Raw genomic sequence first — 20,998 nt, 5'->3', positions numbered from 1 at the left:
GGTGCATCCACGGCAGGATCAGCACGCGTGTCGCACGAACAGAACTCACCGAAGTCCGCCGCCGCGTCGGGCAGGCCCTTCCCGCTGGGCGCCCACCCCGTGGAGGGCGGCGTCTGCTTCGCCGTGCACGCACCCGACGCGCACGCCGTCGAGGTGTGTCTGGTGGACGGGTCGGGCCCCGACTCACGGGAGTCGCGTCACCTCCTCACCCAGCGCACGTACGGCATCTGGCACGGCGTGGTCGCCGAGGCCGGCGTCGGATCCGTCTACGGCTACCGCGTCTCCGGACCGTGGAATCCCGAGGCCGGTCACCGGTTCGATCCGCACAAGATCCTTCTCGACCCCTACGCACGGCGCATCGTCGGCAGCCTCGGCGACGCGCGAGCCCTCCTGCCGTATCGCGACGACCCGTTCGGACCGCAGTCGACGGTCGACTCGCTGGGACACGCTCCCCTCGCGGTGGTCACCGCTCCCCTGCCGGCCTCGGACGCACCGCGACTCGAGACCGACTGGGACCGCACCGTCGTGTACGAGGTGCACGTCGGGTCGTTCACCGGCGCCCATCCGGACGTCCCCGAGAATCTGCGCGGCACCTACCTCGGACTCGTTCACCCTGCGGTGCTCGAGCACCTTCGTACGCTGGGTGTGACGGCGGTGGAACTGCTTCCGGTGCACGCGTGCCTCACCGAACCCGGTGTGCGCGCCCGAGGGATGCGCAACCACTGGGGCTACAGCACCGGCTCGTACTTCGCCGTCGAACCGTCCTACGCCTCGGTCCCCGGCGCCGAGGTCACCGAGTTCCGCACGATGGTGGACACGCTGCACGAGGCGGGTATCGAGGTGATCCTCGACGTCGTCTACAACCACACCTGCGAGGGCGGTGTCGACGGCCCCTCCCTCTCGTGGCGCGGCCTGGACGCGCGCGGGTACTACCTGCTGGACGCCCGCGGTCACGACATCGATCTGACGGGATGCGGCAACACCGTCGACGCCGCGTCCCCGGCCGTCGTCCGGATGGTCTGCGACTCGTTGCGGTACTGGGTCACCGAACTGGGGGTCGACGGCTTCCGCTTCGATCTCGCCAGCACTCTGGGCAGGCCGGGCGGATGGCGCTTCGATCCGCACGCCCCGATGTTGAGCGCCATCGCGGCCGACCCGATCCTGTGCCGCGCGAAGCTGATCGCCGAGCCGTGGGACGCGACCGGGCCCGGGTACCAGGTCGGCGGGTTCGGCGGCGTGTGGAGCGAGTGGAACGACCGCTACCGAGACACGCTGCGCCGCTTCTTCGCCGGGCACGGCGGTGTGCGTGAGCTGGCGTCACGCCTCGCGGGATCCGAGGATCTGTTCGCGCCGACCGGACGCAGGCCGTGGGCGTCCGTCAACTTCGTCACCGCTCACGACGGCTTCACCGCGCGAGACCTGGTGTCCTACACCGCCAAGCACAACGAGGCCAACGGCGAGTCCAACCGTGACGGCACCGACAACAACCTCTCGGTGAATCACGGCGTCGAGGGCGAGACCGAGGACCCCGCCGTGCTCGCGGCGCGCGATCGACACGTGCGTGCGCTGCTGTCGACCCTGGCCCTGTCCACCGGGACACCCATGTTCCTGGCCGGCGACGAACTGGGACACACGCAGCACGGCAACAACAATGCCTACTGCGTGCCGCAGGGAACATCGGCCGCGGATGCGCACGCGATCGACTGGTCGAGACGGGACGACGCCCTGACGGCGACTCTGGGACGAGCACTGCGGCTGCGTCGATCGGCACCCGTTCTGCGCCAACAGGAGTTCTTCGCCGGTCGTGACACACCCAGCGGCGAACCGGATCTCATGTGGTTCGACCACGACGGGGCCGAGATCGTCGGCGATCGGTGGAACGACGATCACGCCCGGACCCTGCAGGCCTGGGTCGACGGATCCGACGTGCGCATCCCCGCGCTCCGACACGCAGGGGTCGAGGCGGAGACCTTCGATTCGGCTCTGCTGGTAGTGCACTCGGGAGGCGATGCGAACATCGTCCTCCCCGATCACCGTCGACACGGGCCGAACGAGGCTCCCGGTTACGTTCCCGTCTTCGACTCCGCGACACCCGACGGTCGACCGGTGGACGCGTCGCCCGTCTCCGCGGGAAGCACCGTCCGAGTGGCCGGTCCGATCGTGCTCGTCTACATCTCGACGATCCCGTCCTGACTCAGGCGGTGCGCGGGACGTCCAGCTCGGCGATCACGGTCATCGACCCGGGGGCGACCTCCGTGTAGCCCGCGTCCCGCACGCCGACGGCGGTGCCGCGCTCGCACTCGGCCACGAGGCGAGACCAGGTCTCGGCATCGGCATCACGGACGCTGACGGCCCACTGCGCGTCCTGCCACGCCCGGACGTCCTCGACCGTCATGGCACCGGCAGCGAGCATCACGGCGTGTCCCACCTGGGCGGCGGTCTTGCCGACGGTCATCTCGAGCTCCGCGTCCACCCAGAGCCGCACGGCACCCTCGGCGTGCGGTCCCGGGTCGTCGGCCGGCAGGTCGGTGCCTCCCACCTGGAGCTTGCGCAGCCTCGGGTCCAGATCACCCACACGGCACGGCACGTAGGCCCGAGCCGACGCCCCGCCCGCGTCGACGGTCACGCCGTCCACCTCCTGCGCCGCCGTCCACTGCGCGCCCCGCGCGCGACGGGACACCTTGCGGATCCGCGCACCCAGCCACGCCGTGTACTCCTCGTGCCAGGGACCGCCCGGGGCGATGCGCTCGTCCAGGCACACCTGCAGCGTCGCGGACGCCGCCGCGGCCAGCAGGTCGGACCGGGCCGGCGGATCGACCTTGGGGATGTGGAGCACCAGCGGCATCGCGCGCACGTCGGCAGGATCGGGCGGATCGACTCGCGAGCCGTAGGAACCGGCCGCACTCGTCCCGGCCACCAGCACCGCGTGGCGCTCCTCGAGGGTGGACGGCCGGACGTCCTCCAGGGGACCCTCGTCGATCACGGGATGGGGATGCGGCGAACCCCGCCGTCGAGGGAGTCGGCGGCCTCGATCTCACTGCGGGTGACACCGAGGACGAAGAGCAGCGCGTCGAGGAACGGATAGGACAGCGCCGCGTCCGCGACCTCGCGCAGCGCCGGCTTCGCGTTGAAGGCGATGCCGAGACCCGCCGCGGTGAGCATGTCGATGTCGTTGGCACCGTCGCCGACCGCCACCGTCTGCTCCATCGGCACACCGACCTGTGAGGCGAACTGGCGCAGCGCCACCGCCTTCGCCGCGCGATCGACGACATCGCCGATCACGCGGCCGGTGAGCTTGCCGTCGACGATCTCCAGGGTGTTCGCCTTCACGAAGTCCAGTTCGAGCTCGTGCGCCAAGCCCTCGATCACCTGCCGGAAACCGCCCGACACCACGCCGCAGTGATAGCCGAGTCGTCGCAACGTCCGAATGGTGGTGCGCGCGCCCGGCGTGAGCTCGAGATCCTCGGCGACGTCGTCGATGACCGATGCGTCCAACCCGGCGAGGGTCGCGACTCGACGGTGCAGTGACTCCGCGAAGTCGATCTCGCCTCGCATGGCCGCCTCGGTGACGGCTCGGACCTCGTCCTCGACTCCGGCCCGCGCCGCGAGCATCTCGATGACCTCGCCCTGCACCAGCGTCGAGTCGACGTCGAACACGATGAGGCGCTTCGCTCGACGAGCCAGTCCGGACCGTTCGACGGCGACGTCGATACCGACTCCGGCAGCCACGGTCGCGAGCGCCGACCGCAACGCCTCGTCGGCCTCGTCGCTCGACAGCCCGCCCTCCTCCTGCGGACGGGCCGAGACCAACAGCTCGAGTCCCGTCACCGGGTAGTCGGCGATACCGCGGATCGAGTCGATGTTGGCGCCCTGTCGCGCGAGTTCGCTCGACAGCACGCTGATGGCTCGCGCGGTGACGGGCCGTCCCAACACGACGACGACGTGGGTGGAGAGGGGCGAACGACCGTGCGCTCCCCCGACCTCGACGTCGACGTGGACACCCACCGTGCCCATGGCCTCCTCGAGGTGCTCCTGCAAACTCTCGACGTCCCCGGGGCAACTGCCCAGGACACCGAGCGTCAGGCGACCGCGAATGACCACCTGCTCCACGTCCACGACGCTGACGTCGTGTCGCGCCAGCGAGGCGAAGAGCACGGATGTGACACCGGGCTTGTCACCGCCGGTGACCGTCACGAGCACGGACGTCGGCGGGGGTGGTGTCTCCACCATCGAGGTATCTCCTTGTCACACGAAAAGCCCCTCACCGTGAGGAGAGGGGCTCGTCGCTGGAACGGTCGTGGAACGAGAGGACTACTTGTCGCGGTCGCCCGAACCTTCGTGATCGCTGGTCGCGATCGGCGCGCGGCGTGCCTGCTCGAGCACCTCGGTGGTCTTGCCTCCACCGTGGCCCGGTCCCACATGCGCTTCGTCTCGCATGCGTTCGACCATGTGCGGGTAGTGCAGCTCGAACGCGGGGCGCTCGGAGCGGATACGCGGGAGCTCCACGAAGTTGTGGCGCGGCGGCGGGCAGCTGGTCGCCCACTCCAGGGAGTTGCCGTAGCCCCACGGGTCGTCGACCGTGACGACCTCGCCGTAGCGGTAGCTCTTGAAGACGTTCCAGAGGAACGGCAACGTCGAGGCGCCGAGGACGAAGGCACCGACCGTCGAGATCGAGTTGAGCACCGTGAAGCCGTCGGACGGGAGGTAGTCCGCGTAGCGACGCGGGAATCCCTCGGCGCCGAGCCAGTGCTGCACCAGGAACGTGGCGTGGAAGCCGACGAAGGTGGCCCAGAAGTGCCACTTGCCGAGAGCCTCGTCCATCATCCGGCCCGTCATCTTCGGGAACCAGAAGTAGATACCGGCGTAGGTCGCGAACACGATCGTGCCGAACAGCACGTAGTGGAAGTGCGCCACCACGAAGTAGGAGTCGGTGACGTGGAAGTCGATGGGCGGGCTGGCGAGCAGCACACCGGACAGACCACCGAAGAGGAACGTGACCAGGAAGCCGACCGAGAACAGCATCGGCGTCTCGAACGTCAGCTGGCCCTTCCACATCGTGCCGATCCAGTTGAAGAACTTCACACCCGTCGGGACGGCGATGAGGAACGTCATGAAGGAGAAGAACGGCAGCAGCACCGCACCGGTCGCGTACATGTGGTGGGCCCACACGGCGATGGACAGCGCCGCGATGGCGATGGTGGCGTAGATCAGGCCCGTGTAACCGAACAGCGGCTTACGGGAGAAGACCGGGAAGATCTCCGACACGATGCCGAAGAACGGCAGCGCGATGATGTACACCTCGGGGTGACCGAAGAACCAGAACAGGTGCTGCCACAGCAACACACCGCCCGTGGCCGGATCGAACAGGTGCGCACCCAGGTGTCGGTCGGCCGCCAGTCCCAGCAGTGCCGCGGTGAGCAGCGGGAAGGCGAGCAGCACGAGGATCATCGTCACGAAAATGTTCCAGGTGAAGATGGGCATCCGGAACATGGTCATGCCCGGGGCACGCAGGCAGATGACCGTCGTGATCATGTTCACGCCACCGAGGATGGTGCCGAGGCCCGAGAGCGCGAGGCCCATGATCCAGAAGTCCGCGCCCACGCCCGGCGAGTGCACGGCGTCGGTGAGCGGCGTGTAGGCCGTCCAGCCGAAGTCTGCAGCGCCACCGGGGGTGATGAAGCCCGCCGAGGCGATGAGTGCGCCGAACAGGTACAGCCAGTAGCTGAACGCGTTCAGACGTGGGAACGCCACGTCGGGCGCACCGATCTGCAGCGGGAGGATGTAGTTGGCGAACGCGAACACGATGGGCGTCGCGTACAGCAGCAACATGATCGTGCCGTGCATGGTGAAGAGCTGGTTGTACTGCTCGTTCGACAGGAACTGCATGCCCGGGAGGGCGAGCTCCGCACGCATGAGCAGGGCGAGGACGCCACCGAACAAGAAGAAGCCGAACGACGTGACCATGTACATGATCCCGAGCGTCTTCGGATCGGTGGTCGTCACCATCTTGTGGATGAACGATCCCTTGGGCCCCATACGGGGCGGGTACGGCCGTGAAGCCGTCAGCTCGGGGACTGGCTGGGGCGCTAGGGCAGTCACTGATCCTCCTGAAAGCGCGTCTCCCCGTGCCCGAGGTGGACGCATGAAATTCGTGCGCTCTATGGATCGTAACCCCATGACACACGAACTGCGGCACGGGTCCTACGAAGTGTCGTACTTCCACCCGGGTGTCGCATTTTCCGGCCCGCGGGAGGCCCTCTTCCGAAGGCCTCCACGACCGGAGCACGGCCTGCCCGCCACTCGCCGAGCGACCGGCTTCCGGACTGCCCGTAAGGTCTCGGCCATGTCGGATCGCTCTCGTCGTCACGCTCGATCGGTCGTCGCCCTCGCGACGATTCCCGCGATGCTCGCCCTCTCTGCCTGCGGCGACACCTCGAGTGACGACGCCTCCACCATTGTGCGGACCACCACGAACGTGGCCGGAGCCGGCGTCGTCGGCATCGAACGTGACACCGCCGGCCTGTGCGCGCTCCCGCAGCCGGTCGACTCGGTCGGTCAGCAAGGTGACACCCGGCTCGTCGTCGGCAGCGGCCGTGCGACCACGGTGCCCGCCGATCCGCAACGTGTCGTGGTTCTCACCATGACGGCACTCGACGCGTCGTGCGCCGTCGGCACCTGGGAGCGCGTCGTCGGCGCACCCACGGCGCCGCTCGCTCCCACCGCTCCCCCGTCCGGCCTGCTGCGCCCGGACTACCTCGGCACCGGCATCGCCGAGATCGCCGGCGTCGGACCCGAGGGCTCCCCCGACGTCGACGCGATCCGAGCACTGGCTCCGGACGTCATCATCGGCGGCGACGCCCTCGACCCCGCCGTCACCGCGCAACTCGACGGCATCGCCCCGACCGTTCTCACGCGCGCGTCGTCGTCGTGGCTCGAACGGTCCACGCTCGCGGCCGCGGCGATGGGACGACGTGACGCCGCCACCCGTGCGACGGAGCAGTACCGCGCACGCGCCGAGACCGTGGGCCGCGAGCAGAACTCCCGCATCACCGAGGCGTCTCTCGTGCGCTTCGGCGCCGACGGCACACAACTGCTCGGCGACGACAGCTTCGCGGGGCAGGTACTCGCGCAGGCGGGCGTGCGACGACCGGGGCCTCAGCTGGGCGAGACCCGCGCACTCCCGCAGGACGATCTGTCCGACGCGGAGGGCGACCTGATCTACGTCATGTTCGACGGACAGGCGGGGCTGGAACGCGGCACCGAGGTCATGGACTCGGACGCCTGGAAGGACCTCGGCGCCGCGACGGACAGTCGCGTGTTCAGCGTCGACGACACGGTGTGGTCGGGCGAGGGCCTCGTGGCTGCGGGCGCGGTCCTCACCGACGTGTCGAACACGCTGAACGGCTACGTCTGACGCGTCGGCGGTAGCGTTCCGGGAGTGCCGATACCCGAGTTCATCACCACCCTGCGCGCCAAGATCGGTCACGATCCGCTCTGGCTCTCCGGTGTCAGTGCCGTCGTGCTCGACGCCGACGATCGGCTGCTGCTGACGCGTCGCAAGGACAACGAGCTCTGGGCCGTGGTGTCCGGCGTCCTCGAGCCCGGCGAGGAACCCGGACCGGCCGCCCTCCGGGAGATCCTGGAGGAGACGGGCGTGACGGCCGAGCTCGTGCGGTTGACGAGTGTCGACGTCACCGAGCCCATCGTCTACCCGAACGGCGACCGCACCCAGTACCTCGACGTCTGCTTCCTCGCCCGGTACGTCGCCGGCGAGGCGCGGGTCGCGGACGACGAGAACCTCGACGTGCAGTGGTTCGCGCGCGATGCGCTGCCCGCGGACATCACCGACACCTCGACTCTCCGCATCGCGAAGGCGCTGGACCACGGCCCGGAGGCCTGGTTCCGGCGGTAGGTGGCGCCGGACCGTGCCGTCCTGCCGCGTCCTGTGTGCACCGCTGCTCAGTGTCGGGCGCGCCCGCACACCCTCACCGATTTCGGCCACCTTCACCGGTCACAACCGGTGCAGATTGCTACAACCGTTGCAGGAGGGCGCAACGGCGCACGTGCTCCGGTTTCCGGAGCACCTCGCACTCGAGACGTGCTCACCAGACATGACTCAGGGCACCACCCGCAAAGCGGACGGTCCCCCGAGGTGAGGTGGGTCAGAAGTCCCAGTCGTCGTCCTCGGTGTTGACTGCCTTGCCGATGACGTACGAGCTTCCCGAACCCGAGAAGAAGTCGTGGTTCTCGTCGGCGTTGGGTGAGAGCGCCGACAGGATGGCCGGGTTGACGTCGCACTCGTCCTTCGGGAACAGGCCTTCGTAGCCGAGGTTCATGAGCGCCTTGTTCGCGTTGTAGCGCAGGAACTTCTTGACGTCCTCGGTCAGACCGACCTCGTCGTAGAGGTCCTGCGTGTACTCGGTCTCGTTCTCGTACAGCTCGAAGAGCAGATCGAACGTGTAGTTCTTCAGCTCCTCGCGCTCGGCGGGCGAGCGGGTCTCGAGTCCGCGCTGGTACTTGTAGCCGATGTAGTACCCGTGCACGGCCTCGTCGCGGATGATCAGGCGCACGAGGTCGGCAGTGTTGGTGAGCTTGGCCCGCGAGGACCAGTACATCGGCAGGTAGAAGCCCGAGTAGAAGAGGAACGACTCGAGCAGGGTCGAGGCGACCTTGCGCTTCAGCGGGTCGTCGCCCTTGTAGTAGTCCATGACGATGGACGCCTTGCGCTGCAGATTCGGGTTCTCCTCCGACCAGCGGAACGCATCGTCGATGTCGCGCGTGGAGCACAGCGTCGAGAAGATCGACGAGTAGGACTTGGCGTGCACCGACTCCATGAACGAGATGTTGGTGTACACCGCCTCCTCGTGCGGAGTAATGGCGTCCGGGATGAGCGACACGGCGCCGACGGTGCCCTGAATCGTGTCGAGCAGCGTCAGACCCGTGAAGACGCGCATGGTGAGCTGCTTCTCGTGGTCCGTCAGCGTGTCCCAGGACGGGATGTCGTTCGAGATCGGCACCTTCTCGGGCAGCCAGAAGTTGCTGGTGAGCCGATCCCAGACCTCGGAATCCTTGTCGTCGACGACGCGGTTCCAGTTGATCGCGGAGACGCGATCGATGAGCTTCACCATGGGTACCTACCTGCTGATCGATGACTCTGCTTCACGGCTGCACCTGCGGTGCGCCGGGGACTGCGAGAAATGCGGCCGTGGCCGCGAATTGTCACTGACGGCAACACTACCCGTTGTGGCATGCCCCGGGGGCCAACACAACACCGTGTGTCTCCGACCCGTGCGCCTCATGCGCGTTCAGAGATGCGCACGAGGCTCACAACGGGCGCAGCCCGACCACTCGCCTACCCACCCCTCACGACGGAGGACGGTCGTCACCTCACGTGCGACACCGCAGGGATCGTCGACCACCTCGTCGTACCCGAAGACCAGACGCGGGCGGCCGGCAAGTTCCGCGGCATTGTCGCGTCGACGGTCGCGGAAGGCCACGCCGGGCATCGCGTGGAACCGACGGCCGTCCAGGCGAACGATCAGGTCGACGCCGACGTTCGAATAGTCGACATCCTCGAACAATGTCCGCCCGTCGACGCGAACAGGGCTCTGACGTGCACCGACGGGAAATCCATGCGCCTGCTCGACCTCGAGTGCGTACGCGACTTCGAGAACGGACTGCACCCCGTCGGACATGTACCGCACAGCCTGTTCGAGGGCCACACGGTAGCGGTAGGGGCGACGCTTCTCGAGTCGCTCACGGATGTCGTCGAGGCGCACGATCCGACTGCTCACGGAGGACACCAGACTCGTCATCGCTTCGCGCGCAGTCGATTCGGATGTCGCAAGGTCGATCGCCGTGTCGGCCGCACGGGTTCTCGGTAGCGGCCCGTCGTGCACGATGTGTGCATGAGCGCGGGACCGATGCACCACGACCCCGGGATGTAGAACTGACCCGACGCGGGCCACCGGTCCCGTCGCCGTCACTCGGGATCGAACCCTGGTGGGACTCTGGCACCGCGCCGAACGGCCGTAGGGAACCGTGACATGGGCGCGTGCACCCGATGAGACTCGCCGCAGACCCCACTCCTCCGCTGCGCTCCGGTGACTGAGCAAGGAGTCCGGGCCGCCGTAGAGCAGGGCGGCGCGCAGAGTCTGTTCCCGATCGAGCGGACCTGCTGCGATGGCGTAGACGCCCCGAAGAACGATCGCCCAGCGGCCCGACTCGACGTGGCGCCGAACTCTGTCTCGGCTGTACCCGAGGCCCGTCACTTGCGATTGAGTGAACAGGCCTGACTGGTCGTCCAGTAGTCGATGCAGTTCATGTTCGTCCCCCCGGATGCGCATGCGGGGATGGTGCACGACCGGTACGACACCCGTCCGTGCGCCTTGTGCGCATCGTCAGATGCGCACAAGGCGCACGGGGGCGAAGCCCACTAGAGCATGCAGCTGACGCAACCCTCGACCTCGGTCCCCTCGAGGGCCATCTGGCGCAGCCGGATGTAGTACAGCGTCTTGATTCCCTTGCGCCACGCGTAGATCTGCGCCTTGTTGATGTCGCGGGTGCTCGCGGTGTCCTTGAAGAACAGCGTGAGGGACAGGCCCTGGTCGACGTGCTGCGTCGCTGCCGCATACGTGTCGATGATCTTCTCGTAGCCGATTTCGTACGCGTCCTGGTAGTACTCCAGGTTGTCGTTGGTCAGGTACGGCGCCGGATAGTAGACGCGGCCGATCTTGCCTTCCTTGCGGATCTCGATCTTCGACGCCACCGGGTGGATGGAACTGGTGGAGTAGTTGATGTACGAGATGGAGCCGGTCGGCGGGACGGCCTGCAGGTTCTGGTTGTAGATGCCGTGCTGCTGCACCGACGCCTTCAACTCGACCCAGTCGTCCTGCGTCGGGATGCTGATTCCCGACTGGGAGAACAACTCTCGGACACGCGCTGTCTTGGGCTCCCAGGCGCGCTCGGTGTACTTGTCGAAGAACTCGCCCGACGCGTACTTGGACTGCGGGAAGCCTCCGAAGTAGCTGCCGCGCTCCTTCGCCAGACGGTTCGAGGCCCGCAGCGCATGGAACAGCACGGTGTAGAAGTAGATGTCGGTGAAATCGACACCCTCCTCGCTGCCGTAGTGGATGCGCTCACGAGCGAGGTATCCGTGCAGGTTCATCTGGCCGAGGCCGATGGCGTGCGAGGTGTTGTTGCCCTGCTCGATGGACGGCACCGAGTAGATGTGGGTCTGGTCCGACACGGCCGTCAAGCCGCGGATGGCGACCTCGATGGTCTGCGCGAAGTCGGGCGAGTCCATGGTCTTCGCGATGTTCAGCGAACCCAGGTTGCACGAGATGTCCTTGCCCACATGGCTGTACGAGAGATCCTCGTTGAACGTGGACGGCGTGGATACCTGCAGGATCTCCGAGCACAGGTTCGAGTGCGTGATCTTGCCCTCGATGGGATTGGCCCGGTTCACCGTGTCCTCGAACATGATGTACGGGTAGCCCGACTCGAACTGCAGCTCGGCGAGGGTCTGAAAGAACTCGCGCGCCTTGATCTTCGTCTTGCGGATGCGCGCGTCATCGACCATCTCGTGGTACGTCTCGCTGACGTTCACGTCGGCGAAGGGCTTGCCGTAGATGCGCTCGACGTCGTACGGCGAGAAGAGGTACATGTCCTCGTTCTTCTTCGCCAGCTCGAACGTGATGTCCGGGATGACGATGCCGAGGGACAGCGTCTTGATGCGGATCTTCTCGTCGGCGTTCTCGCGCTTGGTGTCGAGGAACTTGTAGATGTCCGGGTGGTGCGCGTGCAGGTAGACCGCGCCGGCGCCCTGCCGCGCTCCGAGCTGGTTCGCGTACGAGAACGAGTCCTCGAGCAGCTTCATGATGGGGATGACGCCCGACGACTGGTTCTCGATGCGCTTGATCGGCGCACCGGATTCACGAATGTTGCTGAGCAGCAACGCGACTCCGCCACCACGCTTGGACAGCTGCAGTGCCGAGTTGATGGAGCGACCGATGGACTCCATGTTGTCCTCGATGCGCAGGAGGAAGCAGGAGACGGGCTCGCCGCGCTGCTTCTTGCCCGAGTTGAGGAACGTGGGAGTGGCCGGCTGGAAGCGGCCGGCGATGATCTCGTCGACCAGGTCGGTCGCGAGAGTCTCGTTGCCGGCGGCCAGCGTCAGCGCGACCATGCACACCCGATCCTCGAAGCGCTCCAGGTAGCGCTTCCCGTCGAACGTCTTGAGTGTGTAGGACGTGTAGTACTTGAACGCACCCAGGAAGGTGGGGAACCGGAACTTCTTCGAGTAGGCGTGCTCGATCAGACCCTTGACGAAGGATCGCGAGTACTGGTCGAGAACCTCTGCCTCGTAATAGTTCTCCTCCACGAGGTAGTCGAGCTTCTCGTCGAGGTTGTGGAAGAAGACCGTGTTCTGGTTGACGTGCTGCAGGAAGTACGCCCGCGCGGCGTCCCGGTCCTTCTCGAACTGGATCTCGCCGTTCGGCCCGTACAGGTTGAGCATCGCGTTCAGAGCGTGATAGTCGAGCTCCGAGTCGTCACGGCGCGACACGGCGGGAGACGAGTCGGTGATGGTCGGTGCCATGTGCGTACTCCTGAGATCGATGATGGGCGGTACTGGTGCGGACGATCAGATGGTGCAGGTCGCGTCGAGCCGGTCCCAGAACTCGGCGAGTCCGGTGCGGACCCGCTCCACGTCCTCCGGGGTACCCATGACTTCGAAGCGATAGAGGAACGGGACCTGACATTTTGCCGAGACCACGTCCCCGGCGAAACAGTACGAATCGCCGAAGTTGGTGTTGCCCGCGGCGATGACGGCGCGAATGAGGGACCGGTTGTGCTCGTTGTTGAGGAACCGGATGACGGGCTTGGGGACGTAACTCGTGTCGCGCCCCAGCGCGGTGGTGCCGCCGCCGTAGGTCGGGAGGATCAGGACGTACGGACGGTCGATCTCCACGTCGTCGCGGGGATAGCGAACGGGGATGCGCGTCGCGGGGATCTCGAGCTTCTCCACGAACCGGTGGGTGTTCTCCGAGACGCTCGAGAAGTAGACCAGCGATTCGGACACGATGCTCCATCCTCCGCCGACTCTGCGCACTTCTTCGACATTCGCGACGGCGCGGACCGGGTGGGTCGGCCGTCAGCGGTGAGTCGGGAACTCACCCGAGCCGGCCTCCTCGTCGGAAGGCGCGGCGGACGCGCTTCAGGCAGCGGCGGTGACGAGGGTCTTGATGCGGTCGGGACGGAAGCCGGACCAGTGGTCCTCGCCTGCGACGACGACAGGTGCCTGCAGGTAGCCGAGCGCCATGACGTAGTCACGTGCCTCGGGATCCTGCGAGATGTCGATGACGTCGTACTCGATGCCCTCTTTGTCGAGAGCGCGGTACGTGGCCTTGCACTGCACGCAGGCGGGCTTGGTGTAGACGGTGACGGTGGTGGCGCTCATGAATCCTCTTCTCCGCATCCTGTGTCCGGATGCGCTCGCTGTTCGCCCGAGAGCTGTCCTGCACTGCTGCTGTGGGATCGCACTGGAGAAAGCGAGACCCGCCGACTCTGCCGTGCACACCACTGACAACCTGTCCGAGAGACCGGGCCGGACCCGCATCCACCCCTCCGAAAAGGGGGTGATGCGGGCCTCGAGCCGTTGTGGCCTCTCGGTGTTCAAGACACTACACCTAGTGTCCGACAGTGCAAGGCAACACCACACTTTGTAATGACACTGGTGGAATTACCTGGTCGGACGCGGAAAACTCCGGCGTGTCGCGACCCCTCGGGCGCGTCGCGAGACCGCGCTGCGGACGGGGCCTCGAGCCTCAGGCGTCGACGAGCTCCGCGCGGGTGAGCGCCGTGACTACCTCGGCGATGTCCGCGGCGATCTGTGAGTTGTCACGGGGATGGCCCCCGTCGATCGCGGCCACCACGCCACCGATGGCGAGATCGACGTCGTCGAGCACGCTCGCGCCGGCGATCCGCGCCGCCTTCTCCGTGTCCTCCTTGGCCCACCGGGCGCCGTTCGAGCTCGGCGAGGAACTGATGACGGCGGTCGGCTTGGTGGAGATGGCGCCGCTGCCGTAGGGGCGGGAGAGCCAGTCGATGGCGTTCTTGAGTACTGCGGGGATGGTGCCGTTGTACTCGGGCGTGAGCAGCAACACGGCGTCGGCGTGCTGGACGGCCGCGCGCAGAGCGGTCACGGTGTCGAGCGAGGCGACCGACTCGGGGGTGTCGATGTCCTCGTTGTAGAACGGAAGGTCTCCGAGGCCCTCGTGAATGACGACCTCGACGCCCTCGGGTGCGACGGACGCGGCGGTCTCGGCGAGACGACGGGTGATGGAGGCGGCGCGGAGGCTGCCGACGAGTGCGATGACGCGGCTCATGGGTGGGTCCTTTCGACGAAGTGTGTCCGTGATCTACAACCGGACCGTAGTCCACTTTCTTCCGTGACGCGCTATCCTGACGGTGTGACACATGCCCCTCTGCCGATGGCGGCCGACGACAGCGAGCGCTGCGACGCCGCGCGCAACCGCCGTCTGCTCCTCGACGCCGCGATCGGGCTGGTCGACGAGCGCGGAGCGGACTCCGTCACCATGGACGCCGTGGCAGCCCGCGCAGGTGTGGGCAAGGGCACCGTGTTCCGTCGGTTCGGCAGTCGTGCGGGTCTGATGTTCGCTCTTCTGGACCACACCGAGACCGAACTCCAACAGGCCTTCCTCTTCGGTCCTCCCCCGCTGGGCCCCGGCGCACCACCGCTCGATCGACTCGTCGCGTTCGGCCGTGCCCGCCTCGACCTGGTCGCCGTGCAGGGTGAGGTGCTGCGGGCAGCCGAGAACTCGCCCGTCTCGCGCTTCTCCGCGCCCGCCCACGCCGTCGGCCTGACCCACGTGAGCACACTGCTGCGGCAGATCGGCGTGTCGGGTGATGTCACGTTGCTGGCCTACGCGCTGCTCGCCCCGCTCGAGGCCACTCTGGTGCTGCACCTGCAACGCGACGCCGGAATGACCACCGAGCGCCTCGCCGACGGCTGGGAGGATCTCGCCCGCCGCATCGCCTCCGCCTGACCTCAGGCCAGCGCGAGGGTTCGCGTCGCGGCGTCGGCCAGTGCCACGCCGTAGCTCCGGCCGTGACCCGCCGCGTGCACGGCGAGGGGATGCAGCTGATGCAGAGGCACCCGTTCCTCGGCACCCGGAGCGAGCTCGTGCTGCTCCTGATAGCCGTCGAGAAGGTGCTCGAGGTGCGGACAGCCGAAGAGAGACAGCATCGCGAGGTCCGTCTCGCGGTGTCCGCCGTGCGCCGCGGGGTCGATGAGCGTCACGCCGCCGGGCGTCCAGAGCACGTTGCCGGTCCACAGGTCGCCGTGCAGACGCGCCGGAGGGTCGGTCGAGTCGAACGACCCGTCCGCGACGACGGAGCAGGCACGCTCCACGAGGTCGGCCTCGTCCCGCGTGACCGTGCCGGCGTCGACCGCGACACGGAGATACGGCAGCACCCGTTCCTGCGCGTAGAACTCACCCCAGCGGTCGTGCTCCACCGACGACATGGTGCGCGATCCGATGAACAGCGTTCCGTCGAAACCTGCAGGCGGCGAGCCGAACCGGGGGGCACCGCTGTCGTGGGTGCGGGCGAGCAGTGCGCCGAAGCGGCGAGCAGCGTCCGGCGTCGGCCGGACGGAGTCGAGGCGTTCGAGAACGATGTGGTCGGCCGCGACCTCGAGGACGTCGACCGTAGGCGCTCCCCCGTCGGCGAGCCACCGCAGACCTGCAGCCTCGGCGGCGAAGAAGTCGGGATGCGCGTCCTCACGCCGTTTGACGAACGCCATCTCTAGCCGCCGGCGAAGGGCGGGAGGACGTCGATCCGGGAACCGACGGGGTAGGCCTCGTCGCGGACCATCTCGTCGCCGATGAGGAACACCGCCACGTCCAGCACACGATTCAATTTCTGCCCGTGGCGTCCACGCAGCGCCGACTTCACGTCCGCCACGGTCGCGCCGACCCTCAGGTCGTACGACTCCTGCGTGGTGCCCGCAGCGTCCGCGGCCCCCGCGAAGTACCGCACGTCCACAGTCACGGACTCAACCACCGATGGCACCCATCGAGCGTTCCGGCGGCACGAAGTCCTCACGTTCCATCCCGTGGCCGGCCCACTTGTTCCACATCGCTCCACGCCAGAGGTCCGCGATCTCCTCGTCGGTCGCACCCCCGCGCAACGCCACCCGCAGATCGGTCTCGGAGTCGCTGAACAGGCAGGACCGCACGGTCCCCTCCGCCGTCAACCGGGTCCGGTCGCAGTCGGCGCAGAAGGACCGGGTGACCGAGGCGATGATGCCCACCGTGGCGGGGCCACCGTTCACGGTCCACTCCTCGGCGGGCGCGGACGGATCGGTGCGGCCGATCTCGGTGAGCGTGAACCGCTCCCCGAGCAGATCGAGCAGTTCCGCCGCCGACACCATCGTCGAGCGCGCCCACTCCCGGTCGGCGTCGAGCGGCATCTGCTCGATGAACCGCAGATCGACACCTCGGTCCAGGCACCACTGCACCAGGTCCTGAGCGCCGTGCAGAGTCTCGCGCATGAGAACGGCGTTGATCTTGACCGGCGTCAGTCCGGCCGCCAGGGCCCCGTCGATGCCGCCGAGCACGGCGGGCAACCGGTCCCGCCGGGTCAACGATGCGAAGTGCTTGCGGTCGATCGTGTCGAGAGAGACGTTGACCCGGGTCAGACCCGCCTCGCGAAGACGCTCCGCTCGGCGTTCGAGGCCGATGCCGTTGGTGGTCATCGACAGTTCGACACCGGGTGCGTGCTGAGAGGTCAGGGCGATGATGTCCACGATGTCCTTGCGGACCAACGGCTCGCCGCCGGTGAAGCGGACCTCGCGCACACCGAGGAGTCGATCGGCGACGCCGACGAGGCGGGCGATCTCCTGCGCAGTGAGCAGTTGTTCGAACTCCAGGTTCGGCAGCCCCTCGGCCGGCATGCAGTAGGTGCATCGCAGCGAGCACTTCTCGGTGACCGAGATGCGCAGGTCCCGCGCGATGCGACCGAAACTGTCCAGCAGGTGCGGAACGTCCGGACGGCCGACCATGGACGGCGCGCGCACGACACCGGGCAGGCTGGGAATTCCCATGCTCACCGTCGTCATTCGATCACCTCCACTCGCCGTTCACGTCAGTATGCCCGTTCGGGGCAACGGGAACCCGACCGTCCTCATTCCCGCTCTAGGATGACCGCATGGGCCATGCGCACACGACGTCGGCACGCTCGGTCGAGGATCACGCCGTTCGGATCGACGAGATGATCACCCGCGCGTGGTCCGCTCGCCCCCCGGAGACGGTTCCGCTCACCGATGCGCTCGGCCGCGTGACGCACGCGGACATCGAGGCCCTCATCGACGTCCCCAACTTCCGGAACTCCCAGATGGACGGATACGCGGTCGACGCGGAATCGGTTGCCCGCGTACCGGTCACACTGCCGGTCACCGGCGTTCTCGCCGCCGGCGATGCCGGGGACGAACGGCATCGGTCGGGCACGGCACGCAAGATCATGACCGGCGCTCCGGTACCCGAGGGCGCCGACGCGGTGATCCCCGTCGAGGACACCGAGATGGACGGGGACGGTGTCCGCATCCTCGGCTCACGGCGCTCGGGTGAGTACGTGCGGGAGCAGGGCAGCGACATCGCGGCGGGGTCGGTCGTCGTCCCGGCCGGCACGACGCTCGGCCCCCGTCACCTCGGCGCTCTCACGGCCGTCGGCCGATCCGACGTCACCGTCCGCCCCCGGCTGCGGGTCGCGGTCATCGCGACCGGCGCCGAACTCGTCGAGGCGGGCAGTGCACTCGGACCCGGTCAGCTGTACGACTCGAACGGTCTCACGCTCGCGACCTCGGTGACCGCGGACGGCGCCGTGGTGACGTTCCGCGGCCGCAGTACCGACACCGCCGACGAGTTCTCCGCGATGCTGTCCGAGGCCGCCGAGAACGCGGACGTGATCATCACCTCGGGGGGTGTGTCGATGGGCGACTTCGAGGTGGTCCGGGACGTGCTCGGCCCCCGCGGGGGAACCTTCACCCACGTCGCGATGCAGCCCGGTGGGCCGCAGGGGTGGACCGACCTCGACGGCACCCCGGTGATCAGCTTCCCCGGCAATCCCGTGAGCACCCTGGTGTCCTACCTCGTCTTCGCCCGTCCAGCGATCCGGAGGCTCTCGGGCCTCCCCGACGCGACCGTCACCGAGCGCATCGCCGACGAGGCAGTCCGATCCCTGCCCGGACGGCGTCAGTTCCTGCGGGGCCGACTCACGGAGACCGGCGTCGTGGTGTCGTCCGGACCGGGGTCGCACCTGGTGGTGTCGATGGCCGCCGCGGATGTCCTGGTCGACGTCCCCGCGGACACCGTCGAGGTGCCCGCGGGCAACAGTGTGCGAGTGTGGCCGCTGTGAACGATTCATCCGCTGCGCACTCATCCGGGAGTTCCTCCACTGGGCTCTCGCACCTGGACTCCGACGGCCGGGCCCGCATGGTCGACGTCAGCGGGAAGAGCGAGACCACGCGCACCGCGGTCGCCGCCGGGTCCCTACGGACGACTCGGGACGTGATCGCCCTGGTGCGTGCCGACGGCATGCCGAAGGCCGATGTCCTGTCGACCGCGCGCATCGCCGGCATCGCCGGAGCGAAGCGGACGTCCGATCTCATTCCGCTGTGCCATCCGCTTCCGCTGTCCTCGGTCGCGGTGTCCTTCGGCTTCACCGACGACACGATCACGATAGAGGCCACAGCCGTCACGACCGGGCGGACGGGCGTCGAGATGGAAGCACTGACGGCGGTGTCCATCGCCGGGCTCACGCTGCACGACATGGTCAAGGCCGTGGATCCGGCAGCGTCGATCGAGTCGGTGCGTCTGATCCGCAAGGAGGGTGGCAAGCGCGGCGTGTGGACGCGCGACGACCACCAGCCCGACACCTCCTCCACAGCAACGCCTCTCGGTGATCGAACTGCGGTCGTCGTCGTCGCGTCCACCGGCGGCGCAGCCGGGACGCGCGAGGACACCACGGGACCGCGCATCGTGTCGTGGCTCGGTGACCGCGGTTTCGACGTTCGGGGGCCTCTCGTGGTGGCAGACGCCGACGTGGCCGCGGGCTTACGAGACGCCCTCACCGGCGGACCCGCCCTGATCATCAGCACCGGCGGCACGGGCGTCTCCCCCACCGACGCCACACCCGACGCCACCCGGCCACTGCTCGACCGCGAACTACCCGGCGTCGCGGAGGAGATCCGACGTACGGGACTGGCAGCCACCGTGCACGCCTCGATCAGCCGCGGGTTGGTGGGCGTCGCTGGGAAGACAGTGATCGTGAACCTGCCCGGATCACCAGGCGGAGTGAAGGACGGACTGACGGTGCTGGATCCAATCGTGGACCATCTCGTCGCCCAGGTACGCGGAGGCGGTGCTCACGAATGACAACGGTTCTCGCCCGGATCTCGAGCGATCCGATCGATCCGGGGGAGGTCTCCGACGCCGTCTCGGGTCCTGAACACGGTGCCGTGCTGGTGTTCTGGGGAGTCGTCCGCGACCACGACCACGGCGAGTCGGTGTCGGCACTCGAGTACCGAGCCCACCCCGACGCCGAGAAGTTCCTGCGTCGCTGCTGCGAGGACGCGGCCGCGTCGTCCGGCCTGCCGACGGCGGCCGTGCACCGCGTCGGCGACCTGACGATCGGTGACACCGCTCTCGTCGCCGCGGTCGCGTCTCCCCATCGCGCCGAAGCATTCGCAGCGTTGCAGGCGTTGGTCGATCGCATCAAGACCGAGGTGCCGATCTGGAAGCGCCAGCAGTTCCCCGGCGGCACCAGCGAGTGGGTGGGGCTCTAGCGGTCGCCGGTGCGCAGGAACCTGTGCACCACGAGTGACTCTGCGTCGGTCGCACTCTCGGTGCGGATCATCGCCTCGATCCGGGAACGCGCCGCCGCGACGTCGAGTCCCGAGCCGATGAAGACCAGTGCGGTGTCTCCGCGGGACGAGGCGGTCTCGACGTCGATGTGGACGCCGACCGTCTGGACGACGAATCGCGCCGCGCCACGTCCGAATCGAACAAATCCCTTGGATCTGTACAGCCCCGGCGGCGGGTTCTCGAGGAACTCGAAGAACGCCCGCGGATCGAGGCAGTCGCTGGTCTCGACGCTGAACGTCTCGTAACTCGCGTGCAGGTGGTCGTGGGGATCGTCCTGCTCCCGCAACAGATCGTCGAGGGCGAGTTGCCGGGGCTCGTCGTCGGGCCGCTTCGGCGGATCGAGAAGGAGCGACACGTCCACGGCTCCGTGCGACGTCACCACCGTTGGGGCAGCGGGAGCCGCGTCGCGCACCAGCGTGAGCACCTCGTCGATGCGTCCGGGTCCCACCGCATCCGCTTTGTTCACCACCACCAGGTCGGCGAGACCGAGATGCTGAGCGAGGTGCTGGTGCCGGGCCGTCGACTCGAGCACGTGCAGGGCGTCCACGACCATCACCATGCCGCCGTACCGGATCCGCGAGTCGGTGCTCGCGACGACCATCCTGATGAGAGTACGCGGCTCCGCCACACCGCTGGCCTCGACGACGATCGCGTCGACGGCGGCACTGGTCGCGGTGAGGGCTCCGAACATCTCGTCGAGATCCTCGGTGTCGACGGCGCAACACAGACAGCCGTTGCCCAGGGTGATCATCGAGTCGACCTGCCCGGCGACCAGCATCGAGTCGATGTCCACGGCGCCGAAGTCGTTGACCACCACACCGATTCGAATGCCGTGATTTCGGCGGAGGAGATGGTTGAGCAACGTCGTCTTACCGGATCCGAGGTACCCGGCGACGAGAACGACCGGAACAGCGCTGCGAGACACCGCGTCAGGGTACGTCAGCCGATTCAGCCTCCCCGCCCCTACCGACCGGCCTCCGGCCTTCCCGCCCCTACCGACCGGCCTCCGGCCTCCGGCCTCCCAGCCCCTACCGACCGGCCTCCGGCCTTCC

At 67.7% G+C, this 20,998-nt stretch carries 20 protein-coding genes; 7 read left to right on the top strand and 13 right to left on the bottom strand.

Annotation, left to right across the window (positions count from 1 at the left end; genetic code table 11):
• Window positions 1-27 precede the first annotated feature (27 nt).
• Complete coding sequence (gene glgX, locus OG947_RS19560) at window positions 28-2,193, top strand: glycogen debranching protein GlgX (RefSeq protein ID WP_328812667.1); 2,166 nt, start codon at window positions 28-30, stop codon at window positions 2,191-2,193.
• Between the two features lies 1 nt (window position 2,194).
• On the opposite strand, the gene OG947_RS19555 is transcribed toward glgX, so the two are convergent.
• The 3 genes from OG947_RS19555 to ctaD form a co-directional block, all read right to left on the bottom strand.
• The gene (locus tag OG947_RS19555) at window positions 2,195-2,983 is read right to left on the bottom strand and encodes a peptidyl-tRNA hydrolase (RefSeq protein WP_442973073.1); all 789 of its coding nucleotides are present in this window, start codon (window positions 2,981-2,983) and stop codon (window positions 2,195-2,197) included.
• The gene (gene serB / locus OG947_RS19550) at window positions 2,980-4,230 is read right to left on the bottom strand and encodes a phosphoserine phosphatase SerB (protein ID WP_027507041.1); all 1,251 of its coding nucleotides are present in this window, start codon (window positions 4,228-4,230) and stop codon (window positions 2,980-2,982) included. The genes OG947_RS19555 and serB overlap by 4 nt, the downstream gene beginning before the upstream one ends.
• 81 nt (window positions 4,231-4,311) lie before the next feature.
• Entirely contained in the window at window positions 4,312-6,099 is a 1,788-nt protein-coding gene (gene ctaD / locus OG947_RS19545) for an aa3-type cytochrome oxidase subunit I (protein WP_027507042.1), read from the bottom strand.
• Between the two features lie 244 nt (window positions 6,100-6,343).
• Between ctaD and OG947_RS19540 the strand changes: the two genes are divergently transcribed.
• On the top strand, window positions 6,344-7,414 hold the full coding sequence (locus OG947_RS19540) for an ABC transporter substrate-binding protein (RefSeq protein WP_027507043.1): 1,071 nt from the start codon (window positions 6,344-6,346) through the stop codon (window positions 7,412-7,414).
• Window positions 7,415-7,438: 24 nt separating this feature from the next.
• Window positions 7,439-7,912, top strand: coding sequence for an NUDIX hydrolase (locus tag OG947_RS19535; protein ID WP_027507044.1), 474 nt, complete (start codon window positions 7,439-7,441; stop codon window positions 7,910-7,912).
• Window positions 7,913-8,162: 250 nt separating this feature from the next.
• Here the strand turns inward: OG947_RS19535 and nrdF are convergent, their stop codons facing one another.
• From nrdF to OG947_RS19505, 6 genes are all read right to left on the bottom strand, one after another.
• Window positions 8,163-9,128: a class 1b ribonucleoside-diphosphate reductase subunit beta gene (nrdF, locus tag OG947_RS19530; protein ID WP_056445506.1), complete on the bottom strand. Its 966-nt coding sequence runs from the start codon at window positions 9,126-9,128 to the stop codon at window positions 8,163-8,165.
• Between the two features lie 177 nt (window positions 9,129-9,305).
• Window positions 9,306-10,346: a type IV toxin-antitoxin system AbiEi family antitoxin domain-containing protein gene (locus tag OG947_RS19525; RefSeq protein ID WP_328812666.1), complete on the bottom strand. Its 1,041-nt coding sequence runs from the start codon at window positions 10,344-10,346 to the stop codon at window positions 9,306-9,308.
• 89 nt (window positions 10,347-10,435) lie between these two features.
• Window positions 10,436-12,598 carry a class 1b ribonucleoside-diphosphate reductase subunit alpha gene (nrdE, locus tag OG947_RS19520; RefSeq protein WP_027507046.1) on the bottom strand — a complete coding sequence of 721 codons (2,163 nt, stop codon included), beginning with the start codon at window positions 12,596-12,598 and terminating at the stop codon, window positions 10,436-10,438.
• A gap of 45 nt (window positions 12,599-12,643) precedes the next feature.
• Complete coding sequence (nrdI, locus tag OG947_RS19515; RefSeq protein ID WP_222649252.1) at window positions 12,644-13,081, bottom strand: class Ib ribonucleoside-diphosphate reductase assembly flavoprotein NrdI; 438 nt, start codon at window positions 13,079-13,081, stop codon at window positions 12,644-12,646.
• A 135-nt stretch (window positions 13,082-13,216) separates the two neighbouring features.
• Window positions 13,217-13,459, bottom strand: coding sequence for a redoxin NrdH (locus OG947_RS19510; RefSeq protein WP_027507048.1), 243 nt, complete (start codon window positions 13,457-13,459; stop codon window positions 13,217-13,219).
• A 367-nt stretch (window positions 13,460-13,826) separates the two neighbouring features.
• Entirely contained in the window at window positions 13,827-14,387 is a 561-nt protein-coding gene (locus OG947_RS19505) for an NAD(P)H-dependent oxidoreductase (RefSeq protein WP_328812665.1), read from the bottom strand.
• Window positions 14,388-14,471: 84 nt separating this feature from the next.
• Between OG947_RS19505 and OG947_RS19500 the strand changes: the two genes are divergently transcribed.
• Entirely contained in the window at window positions 14,472-15,068 is a 597-nt protein-coding gene (locus OG947_RS19500; protein WP_027507050.1) for a TetR/AcrR family transcriptional regulator, read from the top strand.
• A 2-nt stretch (window positions 15,069-15,070) separates the two neighbouring features.
• On the opposite strand, the gene OG947_RS19495 is transcribed toward OG947_RS19500, so the two are convergent.
• Genes OG947_RS19495 through moaA form a run of 3 tightly spaced genes read right to left on the bottom strand, consistent with a single transcriptional unit; the run spans window position 15,071 to window position 17,143 of the window.
• On the bottom strand, window positions 15,071-15,826 hold the full coding sequence (locus OG947_RS19495; protein WP_222630639.1) for a fructosamine kinase family protein: 756 nt from the start codon (window positions 15,824-15,826) through the stop codon (window positions 15,071-15,073).
• 2 nt (window positions 15,827-15,828) lie between these two features.
• Entirely contained in the window at window positions 15,829-16,074 is a 246-nt protein-coding gene (locus OG947_RS19490) for a MoaD/ThiS family protein (protein ID WP_231476463.1), read from the bottom strand.
• 4 nt (window positions 16,075-16,078) lie between these two features.
• Complete coding sequence (moaA, locus tag OG947_RS19485; protein WP_222630637.1) at window positions 16,079-17,143, bottom strand: GTP 3',8-cyclase MoaA; 1,065 nt, start codon at window positions 17,141-17,143, stop codon at window positions 16,079-16,081.
• A gap of 89 nt (window positions 17,144-17,232) precedes the next feature.
• Here moaA and OG947_RS19480 point away from each other — a divergent pair, with 89 nt between their 5' ends.
• The 3 genes from OG947_RS19480 to OG947_RS19470 are packed head-to-tail and all read left to right on the top strand — an operon-like array spanning window position 17,233 to window position 19,867.
• Window positions 17,233-18,438, top strand: a complete 1,206-nt coding sequence (locus OG947_RS19480) for a molybdopterin molybdotransferase MoeA (RefSeq protein WP_328812664.1) — start codon at window positions 17,233-17,235, stop codon at window positions 18,436-18,438.
• Entirely contained in the window at window positions 18,435-19,457 is a 1,023-nt protein-coding gene (moaCB, locus tag OG947_RS19475) for a bifunctional molybdenum cofactor biosynthesis protein MoaC/MoaB (RefSeq protein WP_285185367.1), read from the top strand. The genes OG947_RS19480 and moaCB overlap by 4 nt, the downstream gene beginning before the upstream one ends.
• The gene (locus OG947_RS19470; RefSeq protein ID WP_328812663.1) at window positions 19,454-19,867 is read left to right on the top strand and encodes a molybdenum cofactor biosynthesis protein MoaE; all 414 of its coding nucleotides are present in this window, start codon (window positions 19,454-19,456) and stop codon (window positions 19,865-19,867) included. The genes moaCB and OG947_RS19470 overlap by 4 nt, the downstream gene beginning before the upstream one ends.
• Here the strand turns inward: OG947_RS19470 and OG947_RS19465 are convergent.
• Window positions 19,864-20,871, bottom strand: a complete 1,008-nt coding sequence (locus OG947_RS19465) for a CobW family GTP-binding protein (protein ID WP_328812662.1) — start codon at window positions 20,869-20,871, stop codon at window positions 19,864-19,866. The genes OG947_RS19470 and OG947_RS19465 overlap by 4 nt on opposite strands.
• Window positions 20,872-20,998 lie beyond the last annotated feature (127 nt).

The organism is Rhodococcus sp. NBC_00297 (assembly GCF_036173065.1).
Classification (GTDB): Bacteria; Actinomycetota; Actinomycetes; order Mycobacteriales; family Mycobacteriaceae; genus Rhodococcoides.
This window is presented reverse-complemented; position numbering and strand designations above follow the sequence as displayed.